Genomic DNA, 14,369 nt, shown 5'->3' with positions numbered 1-14,369 from the left:
ACGATCATGGCTGCGGTGCGCGAAGAGCTTCCCGCAGGGCGGTACGGCCGCTCCGGGGACGGGGACGCGCGCGCGGACCGGCGGCTGCGCCGCCTGGGCGTGGTGCTCGGCGGGGTGCTGGTGGTCCTGCTCGGCTGGTACGGCTACCACTACGTGATCGACCGGAGTGTCTCCGGCGAGCTCATCAAGTTCAAGCGGATTTCCGCGACCGAGGTCGAGGCGCACCTGGAGGTGCGCAAGGACCGGGACGCGAGCGGAAGCTGCACCCTGCGCTCGCTGGCGGAGAGCGCCGCCGAGGTGGGCCGCAAGGACGTGCGCTTCGGGCCGGGTGAGACCCGGATCGACGAGGTGGTCACGATCCGTACGACGGAGAGCGCGACCAGTACCGAACTGGTGGGCTGCACGTCCGACTGAGCGGACGGACCGGCGGGGACGGCGGGACGGGCGTGACGGGCGGGACCGGGAACGGCGGGACGGGCGGACCGGGAACGACAGGGCGGACGGACCGGGCCGCTGAAGGGACCCGCCGTGCATCGCGGTGGATCTCGGCGCTGACCTGCGCCGATCTACTTCTGACGGCAATTGTCCTCCCCCTCGCGCCACGAAATTGTTAGGCTCGTGGTTTCGCCCACCCGAGACGGCACATGCTTCTGGGTAGGGCGTTGCTTTGTATCCCCAGCACCTACGAGGAGCACCAGTGACCCAGACCAGCGAAAACGTCACCTGGCTCACCCAGGAGGCGTACAACCAGCTCAAGGCCGAGCTGGAGTACCTGTCTGGTCCCGCGCGCACGGAGATCTCCACGAAGATCGCTGCTGCCCGCGAGGAGGGCGACCTGCGGGAGAACGGCGGGTACCACGCGGCCAAGGAGGAGCAGGGCAAGCAGGAGCTTCGGGTCCGCCAGCTCACCCAGCTCCTGGAGAACGCGAAGGTCGGCGAGGCGCCCGCGGCCAGTGGTGTGGTGGCCCCCGGCATGGTCGTGACGATCGCCTTCGACGGCGACCCGGACGACACCCTGGACTTCCTGCTCGCCTCGCGCGAGTACGCCAGCTCCGACATCGAGACCTACTCGCCGCAGTCCCCGCTGGGCAGCGGGGTGAACGGCAAGAAGATCGGCGAGAGCGCGGAGTACGAGCTTCCGAACGGCAACAAGGCCAAGGTGAAGATCCTTGAGGCCACGCCGTACCAGGCCTGAGCCCGCGCCCGCTCCCCCGCCTGTCTGAAGGGGCTTGTCCGAAAGGGCCGGTCCGCCCGGCATCCCGCCGGGCGGACCGGCCCTTTCCGCCTCTCCTCCGCCGGAACTCCGCCGGAACGCTCCGTCTTCGGAGCCGTACGGGGCGTGGTGCTCAGCCGAGGATCGTGTACCCGGCCGCACTCAGCGCCGCCGCGACCTCCGTGCAGTGCGCGGGCCCCTTCGTCTCCAGGTGCACCTCGACGTCCGCCTCCGTCAGCCCGAGCCGCGGATCCGTCCGTACATGGCTCACGTCCAGGACGTTGGCGTCGGCCACCGACAGCACGCCGAGCATCGTGGCGAGCGCCCCGGGGCGGTCCGTGACCCGCAGCCGCAGGCTCAGATAGCGCCCCGCCGCGGCCATGCCGTGCCGCAGGATGCGCTGCATCAGCACCGGGTCCACATTGCCGCCCGACAGCACCGCGACGACCGGGCCGCGGAACGCCTCCGGGTCGCTGAGCAGCGCGGCCACCGGGCTCGCGCCCGCCGGTTCGACGACGAGCTTCGCCCGCTCCAGGCAGAGCAGCAGGGCGCTGGACAGCTCGTCCTCGGAGACCGTGCGTACCTCGTCCACCAGCTCCTCGACGATCCGGAAGGGGATGTCGCCCGGCCGGCCCACCTTGATCCCGTCGGCCATCGTGTGGGGCGCGTCCACGGTCACCGGCCGTCCCGCGCGCAGGGAGGGCGGGTACGCGGCGGCCCCGGCCGCCTGTACACCGATCAGCCGGACGTCGGGGCGCAGCGCCTTCACCGCGACGGCGATGCCCGCCGCGAGACCGCCGCCGCCGATCCCGACGACGATGGTCCGCACCTCGGGGCACTGCTCCAGGATCTCCAGGCCGACCGTGCCCTGGCCCGCGATGATGTCCTGGTGGTCGAAGGGGTGGATGAAGACCGCGCCGGTGTCCCGCGCGTACTCCTGGGCGGCGGCCAGCGTCTCGTCGACGACCTGGCCGTGCAGCCGTACCTCCGCGCCGTAGTCGCGGGTGGCCGCCACCTTGGGCAGGGGCGCGCCGACCGGCATGAAGACCGTCGAGCGGACGCCGAGCAGGGTGGAGGCGAGGGCGACGCCCTGGGCGTGGTTCCCGGCGCTGGCCGCGACGACACCCGCCGCGCGCTCCTCGGGGGAGAGCCCGGCGATCCGTACGTACGCGCCGCGCAGCTTGAAGGAGCCGGTGCGCTGGAGGTTCTCGCACTTGAACAGGACCGGGGCGCCGACCAGCCCGGTGAGGTATCTGCTGCCTTCCATCGCGGTCGTCCGTGCGACGCCGGAGAGCATCTTCTGGGCCCCTTTGATGTCGTCGAGCATCAGGGAGTGGTGGGAGGGGCGGGACGTACCGAAGCTCATACGGCAAGTCTCGCAGTTCGCGCGGGGCGGTGCCGCGGGCGCTGCCGCGGGCGGCGCTGCGGGCGGTGCCGCAGGCCCTGCCGCGGGCGCCGGGGGCTGACCGCCCGCGCACGCCCCGCGCACGTCTTCTCCACCCGGTTTCCACAGGGCCGGTACGGTGCGGAGCCCGGCCGCGTACTCTTTCCCCACCACCCGACCCCCGTACGAAAGAGCCTCCAGCCATGCCCCCCATTCAGGACATGACTTCCGCTGCGTCGGCTTCCCGGGAGCGGACTGCCGAGCCATCGGACGACGCCGCACTCCTCGATGCCCTCCAGCACCAGGTGGCCGTCTTCGCCCGGCGGGCCGAACAGACCCGGCTCGGCGGTGTCGGCCAGGTCCGCAACTCGATGGACCGCGCCGCGTATCTGCTGCTCAACCGGCTCGACCAGGAAGGCCCGATGGGCGTCAAGGCGCTGGCCGCCGGGATGGGCATCGACTCCTCGACCGTCACCCGGCAGGTCGCGCCCCTGGTCGACACCGGCCTGGTCAAGCGCGCCTCGCACCCGGAGGACGGCCGTGCGGTCGTGCTCCAGCTCTCGGCGCGCGGGCTGGCCAAGCTCGACGAGGTGCGCTCCTCGCGGCGCGCGCTGATGGCCCAGGTCACGGCGGACTGGACGGAGGACGAGCGGAACTCCTTCACCACGCTGCTCACCCGCCTCAACGGCTCGTTCGCGTCGCGGGCGGCGCGACTGCCGTCCGGCGAGCAGCCGGGCACGGACGCGGAACCGGCCGCGAACCCGGAGGGCGAGCCGACGGAGCCGACGGAGCCGACGGAGTCATCGAAGCAGTCAGAGCCGTCGGAGCCGTCGACGTCGTCGGAGCCCGGGGCGGGCGGGACCACCGGCTCCTGATGCCCGCTCGACCCGGGATGCCCGCCTGCCCCGGGATGCCCTCTTGACCCGGGCGGCCGGCTGGCCTGATATGAGGTCGTGCGAGAGCGGCGGGCGACCACGGATCGCCGCCGCGCCCGGGAGTTCGAGGTCTTCGCTGCGGGCGCGGCCGGCCGACTGCTGCACACCGCCGCCCTGCTGACGGCCGAGCCGCCCACCGCGACCCCCCGGGCGCAGCGCCTGCTGGTCGCCGCGCTGGCCCGTACGTACGCGCAGTGGGACCACCTGCACGACGAGGACCCGTACGACCACGCCCGCCGGGAACTGGCCCTGCGCTTCGCCGACGAGGCGTGGCGCGTCCGGTGGGCGGGCGCGCGGACCGCCTCCGGGAGCGCTCCCGGAGGCGGGCTGCTGCACGGGCTCGGCGCGCTGGAGCGGCTGGTCCTCGTGCTCCGGCTGTACGAGGGCCTCACCGAGGAGCAGACCGCGTCCCTGCTCGGCCTCCCCGAGGACCGGGCCCGCGCGCTGTGCGCCCGGGCGATGGCGACCCTGCGGCGGACAACCCCGCGCGGCCCGTCCCCCGCCGGCCTCCCGTCCCGCGAGGCCGGCCCGTGAGCGGGACGAACCGCAAGGAGGCGGAGATACGGCGGCTGCTGGACCTGCCGCGGCCCGCCGTGCCCGCCGATCTCGTCCCGAGGGCGGCCCGGCGCGGCGAACGGGTGCTGCGCAGGCGCCGGGTCGCCCGCCGGGTGCTCTGGACGGTGCTGGTGGCGGCGGTGATCGTCTTCACCGTGTGGGCGTGGGACGTACACCCGTGGGTACCGCCGCCCGCGACGACGACCCCGCCGCTGGAAGGCTGGTGAGAGCCTGCCGGAGGAGTGAGCGGAGTTATCCGAGGGCCTGCTGAAGATCGGCGAGCAGGTCGTCGCCCGACTCGATCCCCACGGAGAGCCGGACCAGGTCGGCGGGGACCTCCAGCGGCGAGCCCGCCGCCGAGGCGTGCGTCATCCGGCCCGGGTGCTCGATCAGCGACTCGACGCCGCCCAGGGACTCGCCCAGCGTGAAGAGCTTCGCGCGGTCGCAGACGCCGACCGCCGCCTCCTCGCCGTCCGTGACCCGGAACGAGATCATCCCGCCGAACGCCTTCATCTGCTTGGCGGCGGTCTCGTGACCGGGGTGCTGGGGCAGGCCCGGATAGAGGACCTGGGAGACGCGCGGGTGGCGGGTGAGCATCTCCGCGACGCGTGTGGCGTTCTCGCTGTGCCGGTCCATGCGGACGGCGAGCGTCTTGATGCCGCGCAGCACCAGCCAGGCGTCGAACGGCCCGGCGACGGCGCCCATGGCGTTCTGGTGGTACGCCAACTCCTCGCCCAGCGCCTCGTCGTCGACGATCAGCGCGCCCCCGACGACGTCCGAGTGGCCGCCCATGTACTTGGTCGTCGAGTGGACGACGACGTCCGCGCCGAGCGCGAGGGGCTGCTGGAGGTACGGGCTGGCGAAGGTGTTGTCGACGACGAGCTTCACCCCGGCCGAGCGCGCGATGCCCGCGAGGGCCGCGATGTCGGTGATGTTGAGGAGCGGGTTGGAGGGGGTCTCGACCCAGATCGCCTTGGTACGGGGGGTGAGTGCGGCCTGTACGGCCGCCGCGTCCGAGGTGTCCGCGACCGAGAAGTCCACGCCCCAGCGGGAGACGACCTTGGCGAAGAGCCGGAAGGTGCCGCCGTAGGCGTCGTCGGGGATGACGACATGGTCGCCGGGGGCCAGCAGCGTACGGAGCAGGCAGTCCTCGGCGGCGAGCCCGGACGCGAAGGCGAGCCCGCGCCGGCCGCCCTCCAGGGCCGCGAGGTTCTCCTCCAGGGCGGTACGGGTGGGGTTGGCGCTGCGGCTGTACTCGTAACCGCCGCGCAGGCCGCCCACCCCGTCCTGCTTGTACGTGGACACCTGGTAGATCGGCGGTACGACCGCACCGGTGAGGGGGTCGGCGGTGTTCCCCGCGTGGATGGCGAGGGTCTCGAAACGATGCTGGTCGCTGGAGTGCTCGTGGCTCATGGGCCCGAGGGTAGCGCCGCGAGGCCGGAATCCGCGGCCGTGTACGGCACGCGCGCCCGCGCCGGGCCCACGGGTGATTCCGTACCGGACGGCGTCCGGGACAATGGACGCATGGAGATTCTCTGGGTCCTGCTCGCGATGGGCCTGCTGGCCGCGGTCATCGCCCCGTACCTCAGGCGCCGCGGCGGCGGTATCCGCCAGGTCGCGCCCGGATCGCCGGACGCCGCCGACCCGGCCGCGTACGGCTTCGCACGCCAGGAGGAGCTGGACATCCGGATGCCCGGCCCCGACCAGGACCTCCTCGACGTACTCGACGTCGTCCAGGGGACCCAGGACTGGCGCGCGGCCGCGCAGCTCCTCGCCGGGACGGACAAGGCGGGCGAGGTGCGCTGGCAGCGGGTGCAGGCGTTCGCGGGGGCGGCCTCGCTGGAGCTTCAGCAGCGGCCGGGCGTCGGTGGCGCCTGGCTGCGGGCGTGGCGGTCGGAGTCGCCGAAGGACGCGGGCGGGGCGGCGGTGCACGCGGAGTTCCTGGTGCAGCAGGCGTGGCGGTCGTCGGCCGCGGGGACGGACGACTTCCGGATCATCCTGGAGGAGGCGCGCACGGTCTGCGGCCAGGCGGCTCTGCTGGCGCCGGGCGACCCGGTGCCGTACATCGTGGAGCTGGCCGTGGCGCGCGGGCTCGGTTACGCGCGTGAGGAGTTCGACCAGCTCTGGGCGAAGGTGATCGACCGCGCTCCGGCGCACATGGGGGCGCATCTGGCGGCGCTGCACTACGCGTGCGAGAAGTGGCACGGCTCGCGCGACGAGGCCGACGAGTTCGCGACGGCCGCGGCGGCCCGCGCCCCGCAGGGCTCACTGCTGGCGGCGCTGCCGCTCTTCGCGGTGTACGAGCACCTTCCCGAGGTCAACCTGGTGCGCGGCTTCTACGAGAGCGCGGTGGTGACGAAGGCGGTGGAGGGTGCACTCTTCGCGGTCCACGCGGCGCGGCAGGACGACCCGATGCTCTCGCACGTACGGCACCTCCTGATCCTCTTCCTCGTACGGTCCGAGCGCTGGGCGGAGGCGATGAACCAGCTCGTCCAGGTGGACGGCCACGTCGGCGCCCTCCCGTGGACCCACGACGCGGACCCGGCGGCGCAGTACACGGTGTACCGGGCGCTGGCGGTGGCGGGCTACGAGGCGAACGGCGGCAGCCCGGCGACGCTGCCGCGCTGACGCCCCCGGGGTGCTGGGCGGGCTGGAATGCCCCAGGTGACTCACACGTTGTTACGTACAGTCCCCACAGCCGAGGAGAGCCGACCATGTTCCTGTCCCGCCGCACCCCCGAGCTGCCCACGCCCGAGCAGGCCCTGCGCGGCCGTCCGGAGCCCGCGTTCGCGGTGCCCGGACGCCACACGGTCCTCGGCAACCCCCTGGAGGGCCCGTACCCCGAGGGCCTGGAGGTCGCGGACTTCGGCCTGGGCTGCTTCTGGGGCGCCGAGCGCAAGTTCTGGCAGACGGACGGCGTCTGGACGACCCTGGTCGGCTACCAGGGCGGCTTCACCCCGAACCCGACATACGACGAGGTCTGCTCGGGCCGGACGGGCCACACGGAAGCGGTCCGCGTCGTCTTCGACCCGAAGACCGTCTCGTACGCGGAGCTGCTGAAGGTCTTCTGGGAGTCCCACAACCCGACCCAGGGCTTCCGCCAGGGCAACGACGTGGGCACGCAGTACCGCTCGGCGATCTACACCCACTCCCCCGCCCAGGCGGCAACGGCGGAAGCCTCCCGCACCGGGTACCAGCAGGTCCTGACGAGCAACGGCCACTCCACGATCACCACGGAACTCCTCCCGTCCGAAGGCCGCCCCTTCTACCCGGCGGAGGCGGACCACCAGCAGTACCTGGACAAGAACCCGGCGGGATACTGCGGCCTGGGCGGGACGGGCGTCTCGTGCCCGATCGGGGTGGCGTCGGCCGGCGAGTGAGCCTGGTTGCGGGGGCCCGCACCGTCGCGTCCGAACCCACGTGGCCGCCCTGTGTACATGCCCCGCTCATTACGTGTGCGATCCGGGATACGGCTGACCGCTTTTCCCAAGACTGATTAAAATGATCTCCCGAGTCCGGGGTACCGCGTCGCGCGGTGCCCCGGACTCAGTTGGGTCCGCCGGGATCCACCGGGACCCGCAGGGATCTGCCGGGATCTGCCGGGATCCGCAACCAAGGGGGAGCGATGTCGTTCGAGGAAGAATGGGCTCAGCAGAAGCAGACGGTGGCCGAGCGCCAATCGTCGGACACGCGGCTCAATCAACTCCCGGCCGACCCCGGCGGTTCCGCCTCGCCCGGAGTGGGCGATCCCGACCTGGCCACGGTCCCCGCCGAGAAGAAAAAGGCGGCCAACACCATAGAGAACCAGCTCGAACCAAGGACCAGGACGGCGGCGGACGCAGCCGATGAACCCGTGCGCGTCGCTGTCGCGGAGTTCAAGGAGTGGGACACCGGCGCGGGCCTGAAGAAGGCCCACGCGCACTGGGACTCCCAGGTGAAGCGGCTGATGAGCCGACTGAACTCGGAGAAAGTCTTCCTGCGGAAAACGACGACTCTGCTGGCAGATCAGGACGTGACCATCGAAGCCGAGTTCGCGCCGCTGCGATCAAAAGTGAACGGAATCTAGGGGGAGCCATGCCCAGCTACTACGACGTCATGCACATAAAGCTCTCCGAGCTGACGGCAGCGGCGGACGGCTGGAAGGACATGGCCGCCCGGTTCAAAAAGCTTGAGGACCTGTACGAGGAAGACGTCCAGAGCGTCGCCTCGGAAAACAAATGGACGGGGGCGAGCGCGACGGCAGCCGCTCCGAACTTCGCCATCACACGGGGCCAGTTCGACGCCGCGCAGAAGGAAGCGCTCGGCATGGAGTCGCTGCTGCGGGACGCCCATGCGACGTTCACCGACCTCAAGGCGAAGGTGGAGTCGGCCGTCGCCGATGCCGTCAAGGCCGGCATGAAGGTCTCCGACCAGGGGATGGCGCGTTACGACTACAGCAAGGTCGACGCGGCCACCGCGAAGTCCGTGCGCCACGACCCGGATCTCCCCAACGTGGAGAACTCGTACACCAGCAACATCATGGCCGCGGTGAAGGCGGTCACCGAGTTCGACCAGGACGTCAAGACAGCTCTGCTGAACGCGTCGGGCGCCGACAACACCGCGCTCTTCGGCTTCAACGGCAAACCCGTGGGCGATGTCCAGGCTGTCGAGGCACTCGGCCTCACGGAGAAGATCAACGCGGGCGAGGCGTCGCAGAAGGAGATCAAGGAATACCGCGACGTCATGCGGGAGAACGCCAAGGACAAGCACTTCGGCGAGGCCTACCTGAACGCCCTCGGAGCGGAGGGCACGGTACGGCTCGCGGACCAGATGAACCTGGCCGCCAACGAACGCGGCTCCTCGGCGGCCGACAAGAAGCTCTACGAATCCATCAACACCAGTCTGGCCGCCACGGTGGCCTCCGGCACGAAGGACCCTGACAGCTACGCCTACAAGCCCTTCATGAAGGGCCTCAAAGACGTGGGCGACGACAACATCGGCGGCAACCTCTCACCGACGAACGGGTACCAGTCGCTGGTGACGCTGATGAAGAACGGCGACGGATACGGAAAGCAGTTCCTCAACGATGTGGGCGCCGACATCATCAGGGTCGAAAAAGCGAACCCCAACAAGTGGGAACACGCCTACGATCCCACGCGCCCGAACCTGGTGTCCGACCCGCTGGACGGCCTGCTCCAGGTCATGAGCAAGGACCCGGACGCGGCGACCTACTTCCTCGACCCCGAGGCGAAGGGCAACAAGAACGGCCACCTGGAGTACCTGCTCACGGACCGCGAATGGAAGAACGAGTACATGTCGGCCCCGGGCGGCATGAGGGAGTTCGAATCCCCCTACAAGGCAGCGGGCCTGGGCGCCGCCATCGAAGCCGCCGCCACCGGCAACGAACCCGGCGCCAAACCGGGCGAACCCGGCCCGCACACCGAGGGTCAGGCACGGGTGATGCACCACACCATCAAGTTCATGGACGAGGCGCACGGCGACGAATTCCCCAAGGACCTGGAGAACCTCCGCCAGCCCATGGCCCGAGCCCTCACCGACTACGTCGCAGACACCCACCTCGTCCTCTACGGCCAGGATTCCAAGTACGGCGGAATCGCCGGCAATGACGACATCGGCGGCTCCGGCGACAAGGCGAACATCGCAGTGGGCCAGGCCAGTCTCATACGCGTGATGCGCGGCATAGCGGACGACGGCGCCTCGTACTCCCTCCTGTACGAGACCGAGAGGGCTTACGGTGCCGACGTACTCGCCAATTTGCCCGCTTACAACGGCGAAACGACCCACGGAGACAGCGCGGCCTGGAACAATCGCGGACACGAGATCGGCACGGCCATGGGTGCACTCAATGGAATTGGCGCCGATGTCCACAGGGACAAGATGGAAGATCGGGTGGAGTGGGCCGAAGATACTTCCAACTATTCATCCATCGGCGCAAACGGCCTCATCGGTGAAATCCCGATACTTGGCACCGCAGGAGGCGCGCTGATCGACTCAGTTGCCTACGACTGGACCAAGGATGTCACCGAAGCGGCCGAGGACCAAGGGAAGGAAGATTCCAGCAGCAACTACGCCGAAGGCGTGGACGGGACCAATAAGATCTTCAACAAGTGGGGAGAGGACAATGAAATTTCAGATGACAGTTCCTTCGGATCGGCAAAGAGGGAGGCAAACACCGGCCACAGCCAAGGACGAGCGGCAGCCGAAGCCCATCTCAACAAACCGTAAACCTCTCAGCACATCCATCATCATTGCGGCGTGCATATTGGGTGCGACCTCCTGCGCAGCCGAGAAATCCGCCCCACCGAAAGAAGATCTCTGCGACGTCGCCAAAGACACCGAAACACATAACCTTATACAGAAGTTGTTCCACACAGATCAGTACACGACCACCATCTACAACACAAATGACCGCCTGCCAGAGAAATTGGCGGATGAATTGAAACAATGGAAGCCCGGAAGAACAGAATTCACGACCCTAGCATGTTCATTTACACCGAAGGACAGGAGACCCGACGGGTCCCTGGAATTCGAACTCTCATGGACTGCTCGTGACGGATCGACAAAAAAAGACCCGCCAGGCAAGGTCAGCTATTACAACATCAACGGTGCACTCGGTGAAGCGAACGACATCATCACGAAACTTCGCGTACAGTGCGACCTGCCCGGAACATTGCGCAATCCATCAAGCCAGGTCTCTCTACTCACAAAGGGATCGAACACACTCAGTATCGGAATGAAAGTTGACCAGAAAATGATAGATCAACAGATGACCATCGTCTATCGTGTGACCCAAAAAGCCACCGAGGTCCTCGGCTGCGAAAACAACCCCCTTGAAAAGGACCCGGCGGTCAAGGCCTTCAACACCCCTGAAGAGGCGGCCCGGGCCGGAGACTAAGAATCGCCTATCAGGTCGGAGCCGTCGTCACTTCGAGACGGGCCATCCACGACACGCGCGCGGCTGGTATCAGGCATCGGGCAAGCCACTCTCCCCGGACGGGAGTCTCCGGCCCACGGCGGTCAGGCCTGCGGTCTCATTCTTCGGCAAGTACCGTGATCAAGAAACTATGAAGTGGACCACCACTACGTCGAGCACAAGGCTCAGTGGGAATACGGCGACGTGATCAACTTCGGTTTCCGAGGAGACCTGTGAACGACAGATAGTTCATCGAGCAGGTCAGCGCCAGACCAGGAATGTTCGGCCTGCGCGGTACCTATTATCCGACCGTCATGTTCCTCGTTGGGTTCGGCCTGGGCCGCTCCGACGGCATGCTTAGCAGGTTCACCGAGTGGCTGATCATGAGGAAGGGTGAAGAGACCAGCCTCAACTGGATCGCACTCGTCCTTGAGGAGGCATTTCCGGATGTCGGGATCCGGCACTGGGGCTCACTGGACACGGAGCAGGAGCAGCACGCCGTCGACTGCCTGTTCTCCCTTCTGCTCGAATTTTTGACGGAACAGGGCGCTGCGTAGCGATGCGGACCACGAGGGTGATGAACAGGCGCTGGATCTCGTAGCAGGCAGCGGTATCAGGGCGTCACGGTGCGGGTACCCCTCACGGCGTACGGTTCAGAGCGAACAGTGCCAACAAGGGCCGTTCAGGCGGCAGTCTCGCGGCACAATCCGCTGGCCGGCGTCCAGGACTTCTGGATGTTCGACAGAACAGAAGTCGACCTGATGAACTACGAATCGGACGGCACACAGATCAGCCGGGAAGTACACGAGGGTGACGCAACGCCCTACGTTGAATATCAGCGTGTAGCGCTGGCCGAATCGGTGCCCTTCGAGAAGTACGCGAAGAGCCTTGGTCCAGGACGCCCAAACGCTGCGCGAGCGAACCGGCGCAATTCGAACATCCGCTCACCGATCGGCCATTCAGTCAGCCGGAGTAGGGCGCAGAAGACCGATGGGCCCGTCCGAAGCCCCTTTCCCGTTCTGGAAAGAATCGAGGCTTGACCTGGTCGCGTCCCGCTCGGGAGCATCGTGAACGACAGGCGCACGCCTACGCGAGGAGCAACGATGCTGCGGAAGCTGACGGGGGATCCGAGCTGCAAGAACGGATCGTGCCCGACGTTATGGGGCACTGAGGGCGAGAAGAACTCCGATCTCCCGGAGGGTGAGACCGCCGTCCTGGTACCTGCTGCGATGCTGGAGGAGTACTTCCGTGCTCAGCGGTGAGGCGTTCGCCCAACTCTTCGAGACCTTCGAACGATCCGCTTTCCGGCTGGAGACGCTGTCCACGTACGACGTGGAGGAGGAGCGCGAGGAGTACGAACGCTTCCTCGCCGGTGGCGAGATGGGCCCCGACTGGGACGACAACCCGTGGGTGCGGTCGATGACGGACAAGGGCAAGGACGTGTCCCGTGTCCACGTGCTCCGTTCTCCCCTGACCGACTACCTGCGCTACGAACTCGCCGCCTACCCCGGCAACATCCAGGCCGGCGAGACCATCGGCATCATCGATGCCGCAGAGCATTCCGTGAGCGGCCTGCCGGATCACGACTTCTGGCTGTTCGACGACCAGCGCGTGTTCCGGATGCACTACACGCCCAACGGCGCGTTCATCGGCGCCGCCCCGTTGCCCGCCGCCAGAGTCGCCGAGTACCGGGACTACCGCGACCGAGCCCTGGCCGGAGCTGTGCCGTTCGCGGAGTACTGGGAGCGGCACCGCTGACCGCGGATTCCCTCGGGAGAGACCTGCGGGCGCTGCGGGGCACATCCGGACTCACGGGTGATGCCGTGGCCCGCAGAGCATCCATGTCGGCCGGCAAGCTCTCGAAGATCGAAACCGGCAAGGTCCTACTGTCGGCCCTGAGGTCAAGGAAGAGTTCCTCACCACGGCCCGCGCCGAAGCCACCAAGGCCACCGCGTGGCGGTTGCTGCGCCGTATGGGCTCGTGGAAACACAGAGGAGCCTTCCGCCCCGCCCGGATCACTCCGCGAGACCGCGAGGCTCCGCCGCCTTGACGTACCGGAGCCAGGACGCCGCCTCCGCACGGCCGAAGGCCAGTACAGCCGCGTCCGGGCGCTTGCTGTCGCGGAACGCGAAGCGGCCATCGGGGAGGAGGGCGGTTTCCACACAGTCGCCGCCGGTGTCGCCGCCGCCGCCCGAGTAACTGCTCCTCCGCCAGTGCGGCTGCTTCAACGGGTCCCTCTGCGTCATGTGACAGCTCCCTTCGTTGGGTTACGCGTACTGCTTCGCCGCTTCGGCGATCATGTCCCTCGACTCCGCCCGGGAGAGCGCGAGTTCGGTGAGGATGCCGAACCGCAGCGTCCACGCCCGTACATGCTCGCGGTCCTCGATGTAGAACATGCCCGCCGGGCCCTCCGTGTAGCCGATGTCGGGCATGGGCGCGGGCAACGTCAGGATCGAGAACGGATCCTCCAGTCCGGGGCTCCCGCCCACGTCACGCCGAAGGACCTGGATCGAGATGTTCGGGCTCTCGGCCACGCTCAGCAGCTTTCGCAACTGGCCCCGCATGACTTCCTCGTCTCCGATGACATGGTCCAGGACGGCTTCGTCGTAGATGAAGTGCGCCTTCGGGGCCGGCTGCCTCTGGAGTACGTGCTGACGGATCATGCGGGCGGCGACCTTGCGTTCCAGTTCCTCCGGGGAGCACTCTCCGGGAGCAGCCGCAAGCATGACGGCGCGTGCGTATTCGGCGGTCTGAAGGATCCCGTTCACCAGTTGCGGCTGGAAGCTCCGGAGCTCGACGAGGCTGTCCTCGATGCTCAACAGCGGCTGGATGTCCCGAGGCAGCGCGTCGACGAAGCTGATCCACCAGCCGCGCTCCGACGAGCCTGCGGCCAGCGCCATCAGCCCCTCGCGCAGTCGCGTGTCGGTGACCCCGTACACATCGAGCAACTGCTCCACTTCGCGCGGCTTGATGTTGTGCTCCCGGTTCTCGATCCGGGACAGCTTCGACCGCGACCAGCGCCCCGGCAGCGGATCAAACCGCTCGATCGCGGCCTCCTGGGTCAGGTCGGCGCCCTCGCGCAGCGCCTTCAACGACGCCGCGAGCTGCCAGCGTCGTACCACCGACGTTCCGATCTCCATGTTCCGTCCCATGGGCCCCTCCGGTACTCGTCCGTCGCTTTGGGCGCATCACAGTTACCCGTCCGCGTGAAAAATGGACTGTCCACTTGAAAGTGGTCGCGACCAGGACTCAGGACACCCCTACGCAAAGCGTCGAATCAGTCACGCTCAGTAGGAGGACACGATGTCAGCCGAAGCAGCAGGGCCCGCCTCTCCCGCCTCCAGCGTCCCGCCCCTCACCCACGCCGAA

The 14,369-nt window shown here is 68.3% G+C and carries 15 protein-coding genes and 2 pseudogenes; 13 read left to right on the top strand and 4 right to left on the bottom strand.

Translation table 11 applies throughout. The features are described 5' to 3' along the window. Nucleotides 1-6: 6 nt before the first annotated feature. Nucleotides 7-414, top strand: coding sequence for a DUF4307 domain-containing protein (locus tag ACIBJC_RS11985; RefSeq protein ID WP_399290873.1), 408 nt, complete (start codon nt 7-9; stop codon nt 412-414). 283 nt (nt 415-697) lie between these two features. After that, on the top strand, nt 698-1,195 hold the full coding sequence (gene greA / locus ACIBJC_RS11980; RefSeq protein WP_399290871.1) for a transcription elongation factor GreA: 498 nt from the start codon (nt 698-700) through the stop codon (nt 1,193-1,195). Nucleotides 1,196-1,346: 151 nt separating this feature from the next. Here the strand turns inward: greA and ilvA are convergent, their stop codons facing one another. Next, complete coding sequence (ilvA, locus tag ACIBJC_RS11975; RefSeq protein ID WP_399290868.1) at nt 1,347-2,579, bottom strand: threonine ammonia-lyase; 1,233 nt, start codon at nt 2,577-2,579, stop codon at nt 1,347-1,349. Nucleotides 2,580-2,800: 221 nt separating this feature from the next. On the opposite strand from ilvA, the pseudogene ACIBJC_RS11970 reads away from it, so the two are divergent. From ACIBJC_RS11970 to ACIBJC_RS11960, 3 genes and pseudogenes are all read left to right on the top strand, one after another. Continuing rightward, nucleotides 2,801-3,322: pseudogene (locus ACIBJC_RS11970) on the top strand (MarR family winged helix-turn-helix transcriptional regulator); the annotation flags it as partial. Nucleotides 3,323-3,550: 228 nt separating this feature from the next. After that, the gene (locus ACIBJC_RS11965) at nt 3,551-4,066 is read left to right on the top strand and encodes a sigma factor-like helix-turn-helix DNA-binding protein (protein WP_399290865.1); all 516 of its coding nucleotides are present in this window, start codon (nt 3,551-3,553) and stop codon (nt 4,064-4,066) included. Continuing rightward, nucleotides 4,063-4,314 carry a hypothetical protein gene (locus ACIBJC_RS11960; RefSeq protein ID WP_329828953.1) on the top strand — a complete coding sequence of 84 codons (252 nt, stop codon included), beginning with the start codon at nt 4,063-4,065 and terminating at the stop codon, nt 4,312-4,314. Before ACIBJC_RS11965 ends, ACIBJC_RS11960 begins: the two co-directional genes overlap by 4 nt. Before the next feature lie 25 nt (nt 4,315-4,339). Here the strand turns inward: ACIBJC_RS11960 and ACIBJC_RS11955 are convergent, their stop codons facing one another. Beyond that, nucleotides 4,340-5,500, bottom strand: coding sequence for a cystathionine gamma-synthase (locus tag ACIBJC_RS11955; protein WP_399290862.1), 1,161 nt, complete (start codon nt 5,498-5,500; stop codon nt 4,340-4,342). Between the two features lie 111 nt (nt 5,501-5,611). Between ACIBJC_RS11955 and ACIBJC_RS11950 the strand changes: the two genes are divergently transcribed. From ACIBJC_RS11950 to ACIBJC_RS11915, 8 genes and pseudogenes are all read left to right on the top strand, one after another. Beyond that, nucleotides 5,612-6,715, top strand: coding sequence for a hypothetical protein (locus ACIBJC_RS11950; RefSeq protein WP_399290860.1), 1,104 nt, complete (start codon nt 5,612-5,614; stop codon nt 6,713-6,715). An 86-nt stretch (nt 6,716-6,801) separates the two neighbouring features. Continuing rightward, the gene (gene msrA / locus ACIBJC_RS11945; RefSeq protein ID WP_399290858.1) at nt 6,802-7,467 is read left to right on the top strand and encodes a peptide-methionine (S)-S-oxide reductase MsrA; all 666 of its coding nucleotides are present in this window, start codon (nt 6,802-6,804) and stop codon (nt 7,465-7,467) included. A gap of 245 nt (nt 7,468-7,712) precedes the next feature. Next, nucleotides 7,713-8,153 (top strand): hypothetical protein, encoded by a 441-nt coding sequence (locus ACIBJC_RS11940; protein WP_399290855.1) that lies wholly within the window; start codon nt 7,713-7,715, stop codon nt 8,151-8,153. Between the two features lie 8 nt (nt 8,154-8,161). After that, a complete protein-coding gene (locus ACIBJC_RS11935; RefSeq protein ID WP_399290852.1) occupies nt 8,162-10,312 on the top strand; it encodes a DUF6571 family protein in 2,151 nt (716 codons plus the stop codon). Next, the gene (locus ACIBJC_RS11930) at nt 10,209-10,982 is read left to right on the top strand and encodes a hypothetical protein (RefSeq protein WP_399290849.1); all 774 of its coding nucleotides are present in this window, start codon (nt 10,209-10,211) and stop codon (nt 10,980-10,982) included. The genes ACIBJC_RS11935 and ACIBJC_RS11930 overlap by 104 nt, the downstream gene beginning before the upstream one ends. Nucleotides 10,983-11,278: 296 nt before the next feature. Continuing rightward, the gene (locus ACIBJC_RS11925) at nt 11,279-11,557 is read left to right on the top strand and encodes a hypothetical protein (protein ID WP_399290846.1); all 279 of its coding nucleotides are present in this window, start codon (nt 11,279-11,281) and stop codon (nt 11,555-11,557) included. A gap of 108 nt (nt 11,558-11,665) precedes the next feature. Next, nucleotides 11,666-11,890, top strand: a pseudogene (locus tag ACIBJC_RS11920) (DUF6879 family protein); the annotation flags it as partial. Between the two features lie 358 nt (nt 11,891-12,248). Further along, entirely contained in the window at nt 12,249-12,758 is a 510-nt protein-coding gene (locus ACIBJC_RS11915; protein WP_399290843.1) for a DUF6879 family protein, read from the top strand. Between the two features lie 257 nt (nt 12,759-13,015). Here ACIBJC_RS11915 and ACIBJC_RS11910 read toward each other — a convergent pair whose 3' ends face one another. Together ACIBJC_RS11910 and ACIBJC_RS11905 are read right to left on the bottom strand one after the other, a co-directional pair. Next, on the bottom strand, nt 13,016-13,246 hold the full coding sequence (locus tag ACIBJC_RS11910; protein WP_399290840.1) for a DUF397 domain-containing protein: 231 nt from the start codon (nt 13,244-13,246) through the stop codon (nt 13,016-13,018). A 21-nt stretch (nt 13,247-13,267) separates the two neighbouring features. Further along, a complete protein-coding gene (locus ACIBJC_RS11905; RefSeq protein WP_399290837.1) occupies nt 13,268-14,152 on the bottom strand; it encodes a helix-turn-helix domain-containing protein in 885 nt (294 codons plus the stop codon). Nucleotides 14,153-14,369: the final 217 nt, after the last annotated feature.

The sequence above is a fragment of the Streptomyces sp. NPDC050509 genome (genome assembly GCF_044457965.1).
Classification (GTDB): Bacteria; Actinomycetota; Actinomycetes; order Streptomycetales; family Streptomycetaceae; genus Streptomyces.
This window is presented reverse-complemented; position numbering and strand designations above follow the sequence as displayed.

What these genes read in the sequence shown, in the direction of transcription:
- msrA (WP_399290858.1), top strand. Translation starts at nt 6,802, where the DNA reads ATGTTCCTGTCCCGCCGCACCCCCGAGCTGCCCACGCCCGAGCAGGCC.
- ACIBJC_RS11910 (WP_399290840.1), bottom strand. Translation starts at nt 13,246, where the DNA reads ATGACGCAGAGGGACCCGTTGAAGCAGCCGCACTGGCGGAGGAGCAGT.
- ACIBJC_RS11940 (WP_399290855.1), top strand. Translation starts at nt 7,713, where the DNA reads ATGTCGTTCGAGGAAGAATGGGCTCAGCAGAAGCAGACGGTGGCCGAG.
- ACIBJC_RS11985 (WP_399290873.1), top strand. Translation starts at nt 7, where the DNA reads ATGGCTGCGGTGCGCGAAGAGCTTCCCGCAGGGCGGTACGGCCGCTCC.
- ACIBJC_RS11925 (WP_399290846.1), top strand. Translation starts at nt 11,279, where the DNA reads ATGTTCGGCCTGCGCGGTACCTATTATCCGACCGTCATGTTCCTCGTT.
- ACIBJC_RS11950 (WP_399290860.1), top strand. Translation starts at nt 5,612, where the DNA reads ATGGAGATTCTCTGGGTCCTGCTCGCGATGGGCCTGCTGGCCGCGGTC.
- ACIBJC_RS11935 (WP_399290852.1), top strand. Translation starts at nt 8,162, where the DNA reads ATGCCCAGCTACTACGACGTCATGCACATAAAGCTCTCCGAGCTGACG.
- ACIBJC_RS11955 (WP_399290862.1), bottom strand. Translation starts at nt 5,500, where the DNA reads ATGAGCCACGAGCACTCCAGCGACCAGCATCGTTTCGAGACCCTCGCC.
- ACIBJC_RS11905 (WP_399290837.1), bottom strand. Translation starts at nt 14,152, where the DNA reads ATGGGACGGAACATGGAGATCGGAACGTCGGTGGTACGACGCTGGCAG.
- ilvA (WP_399290868.1), bottom strand. Translation starts at nt 2,579, where the DNA reads ATGAGCTTCGGTACGTCCCGCCCCTCCCACCACTCCCTGATGCTCGAC.
- ACIBJC_RS11930 (WP_399290849.1), top strand. Translation starts at nt 10,209, where the DNA reads ATGAAATTTCAGATGACAGTTCCTTCGGATCGGCAAAGAGGGAGGCAA.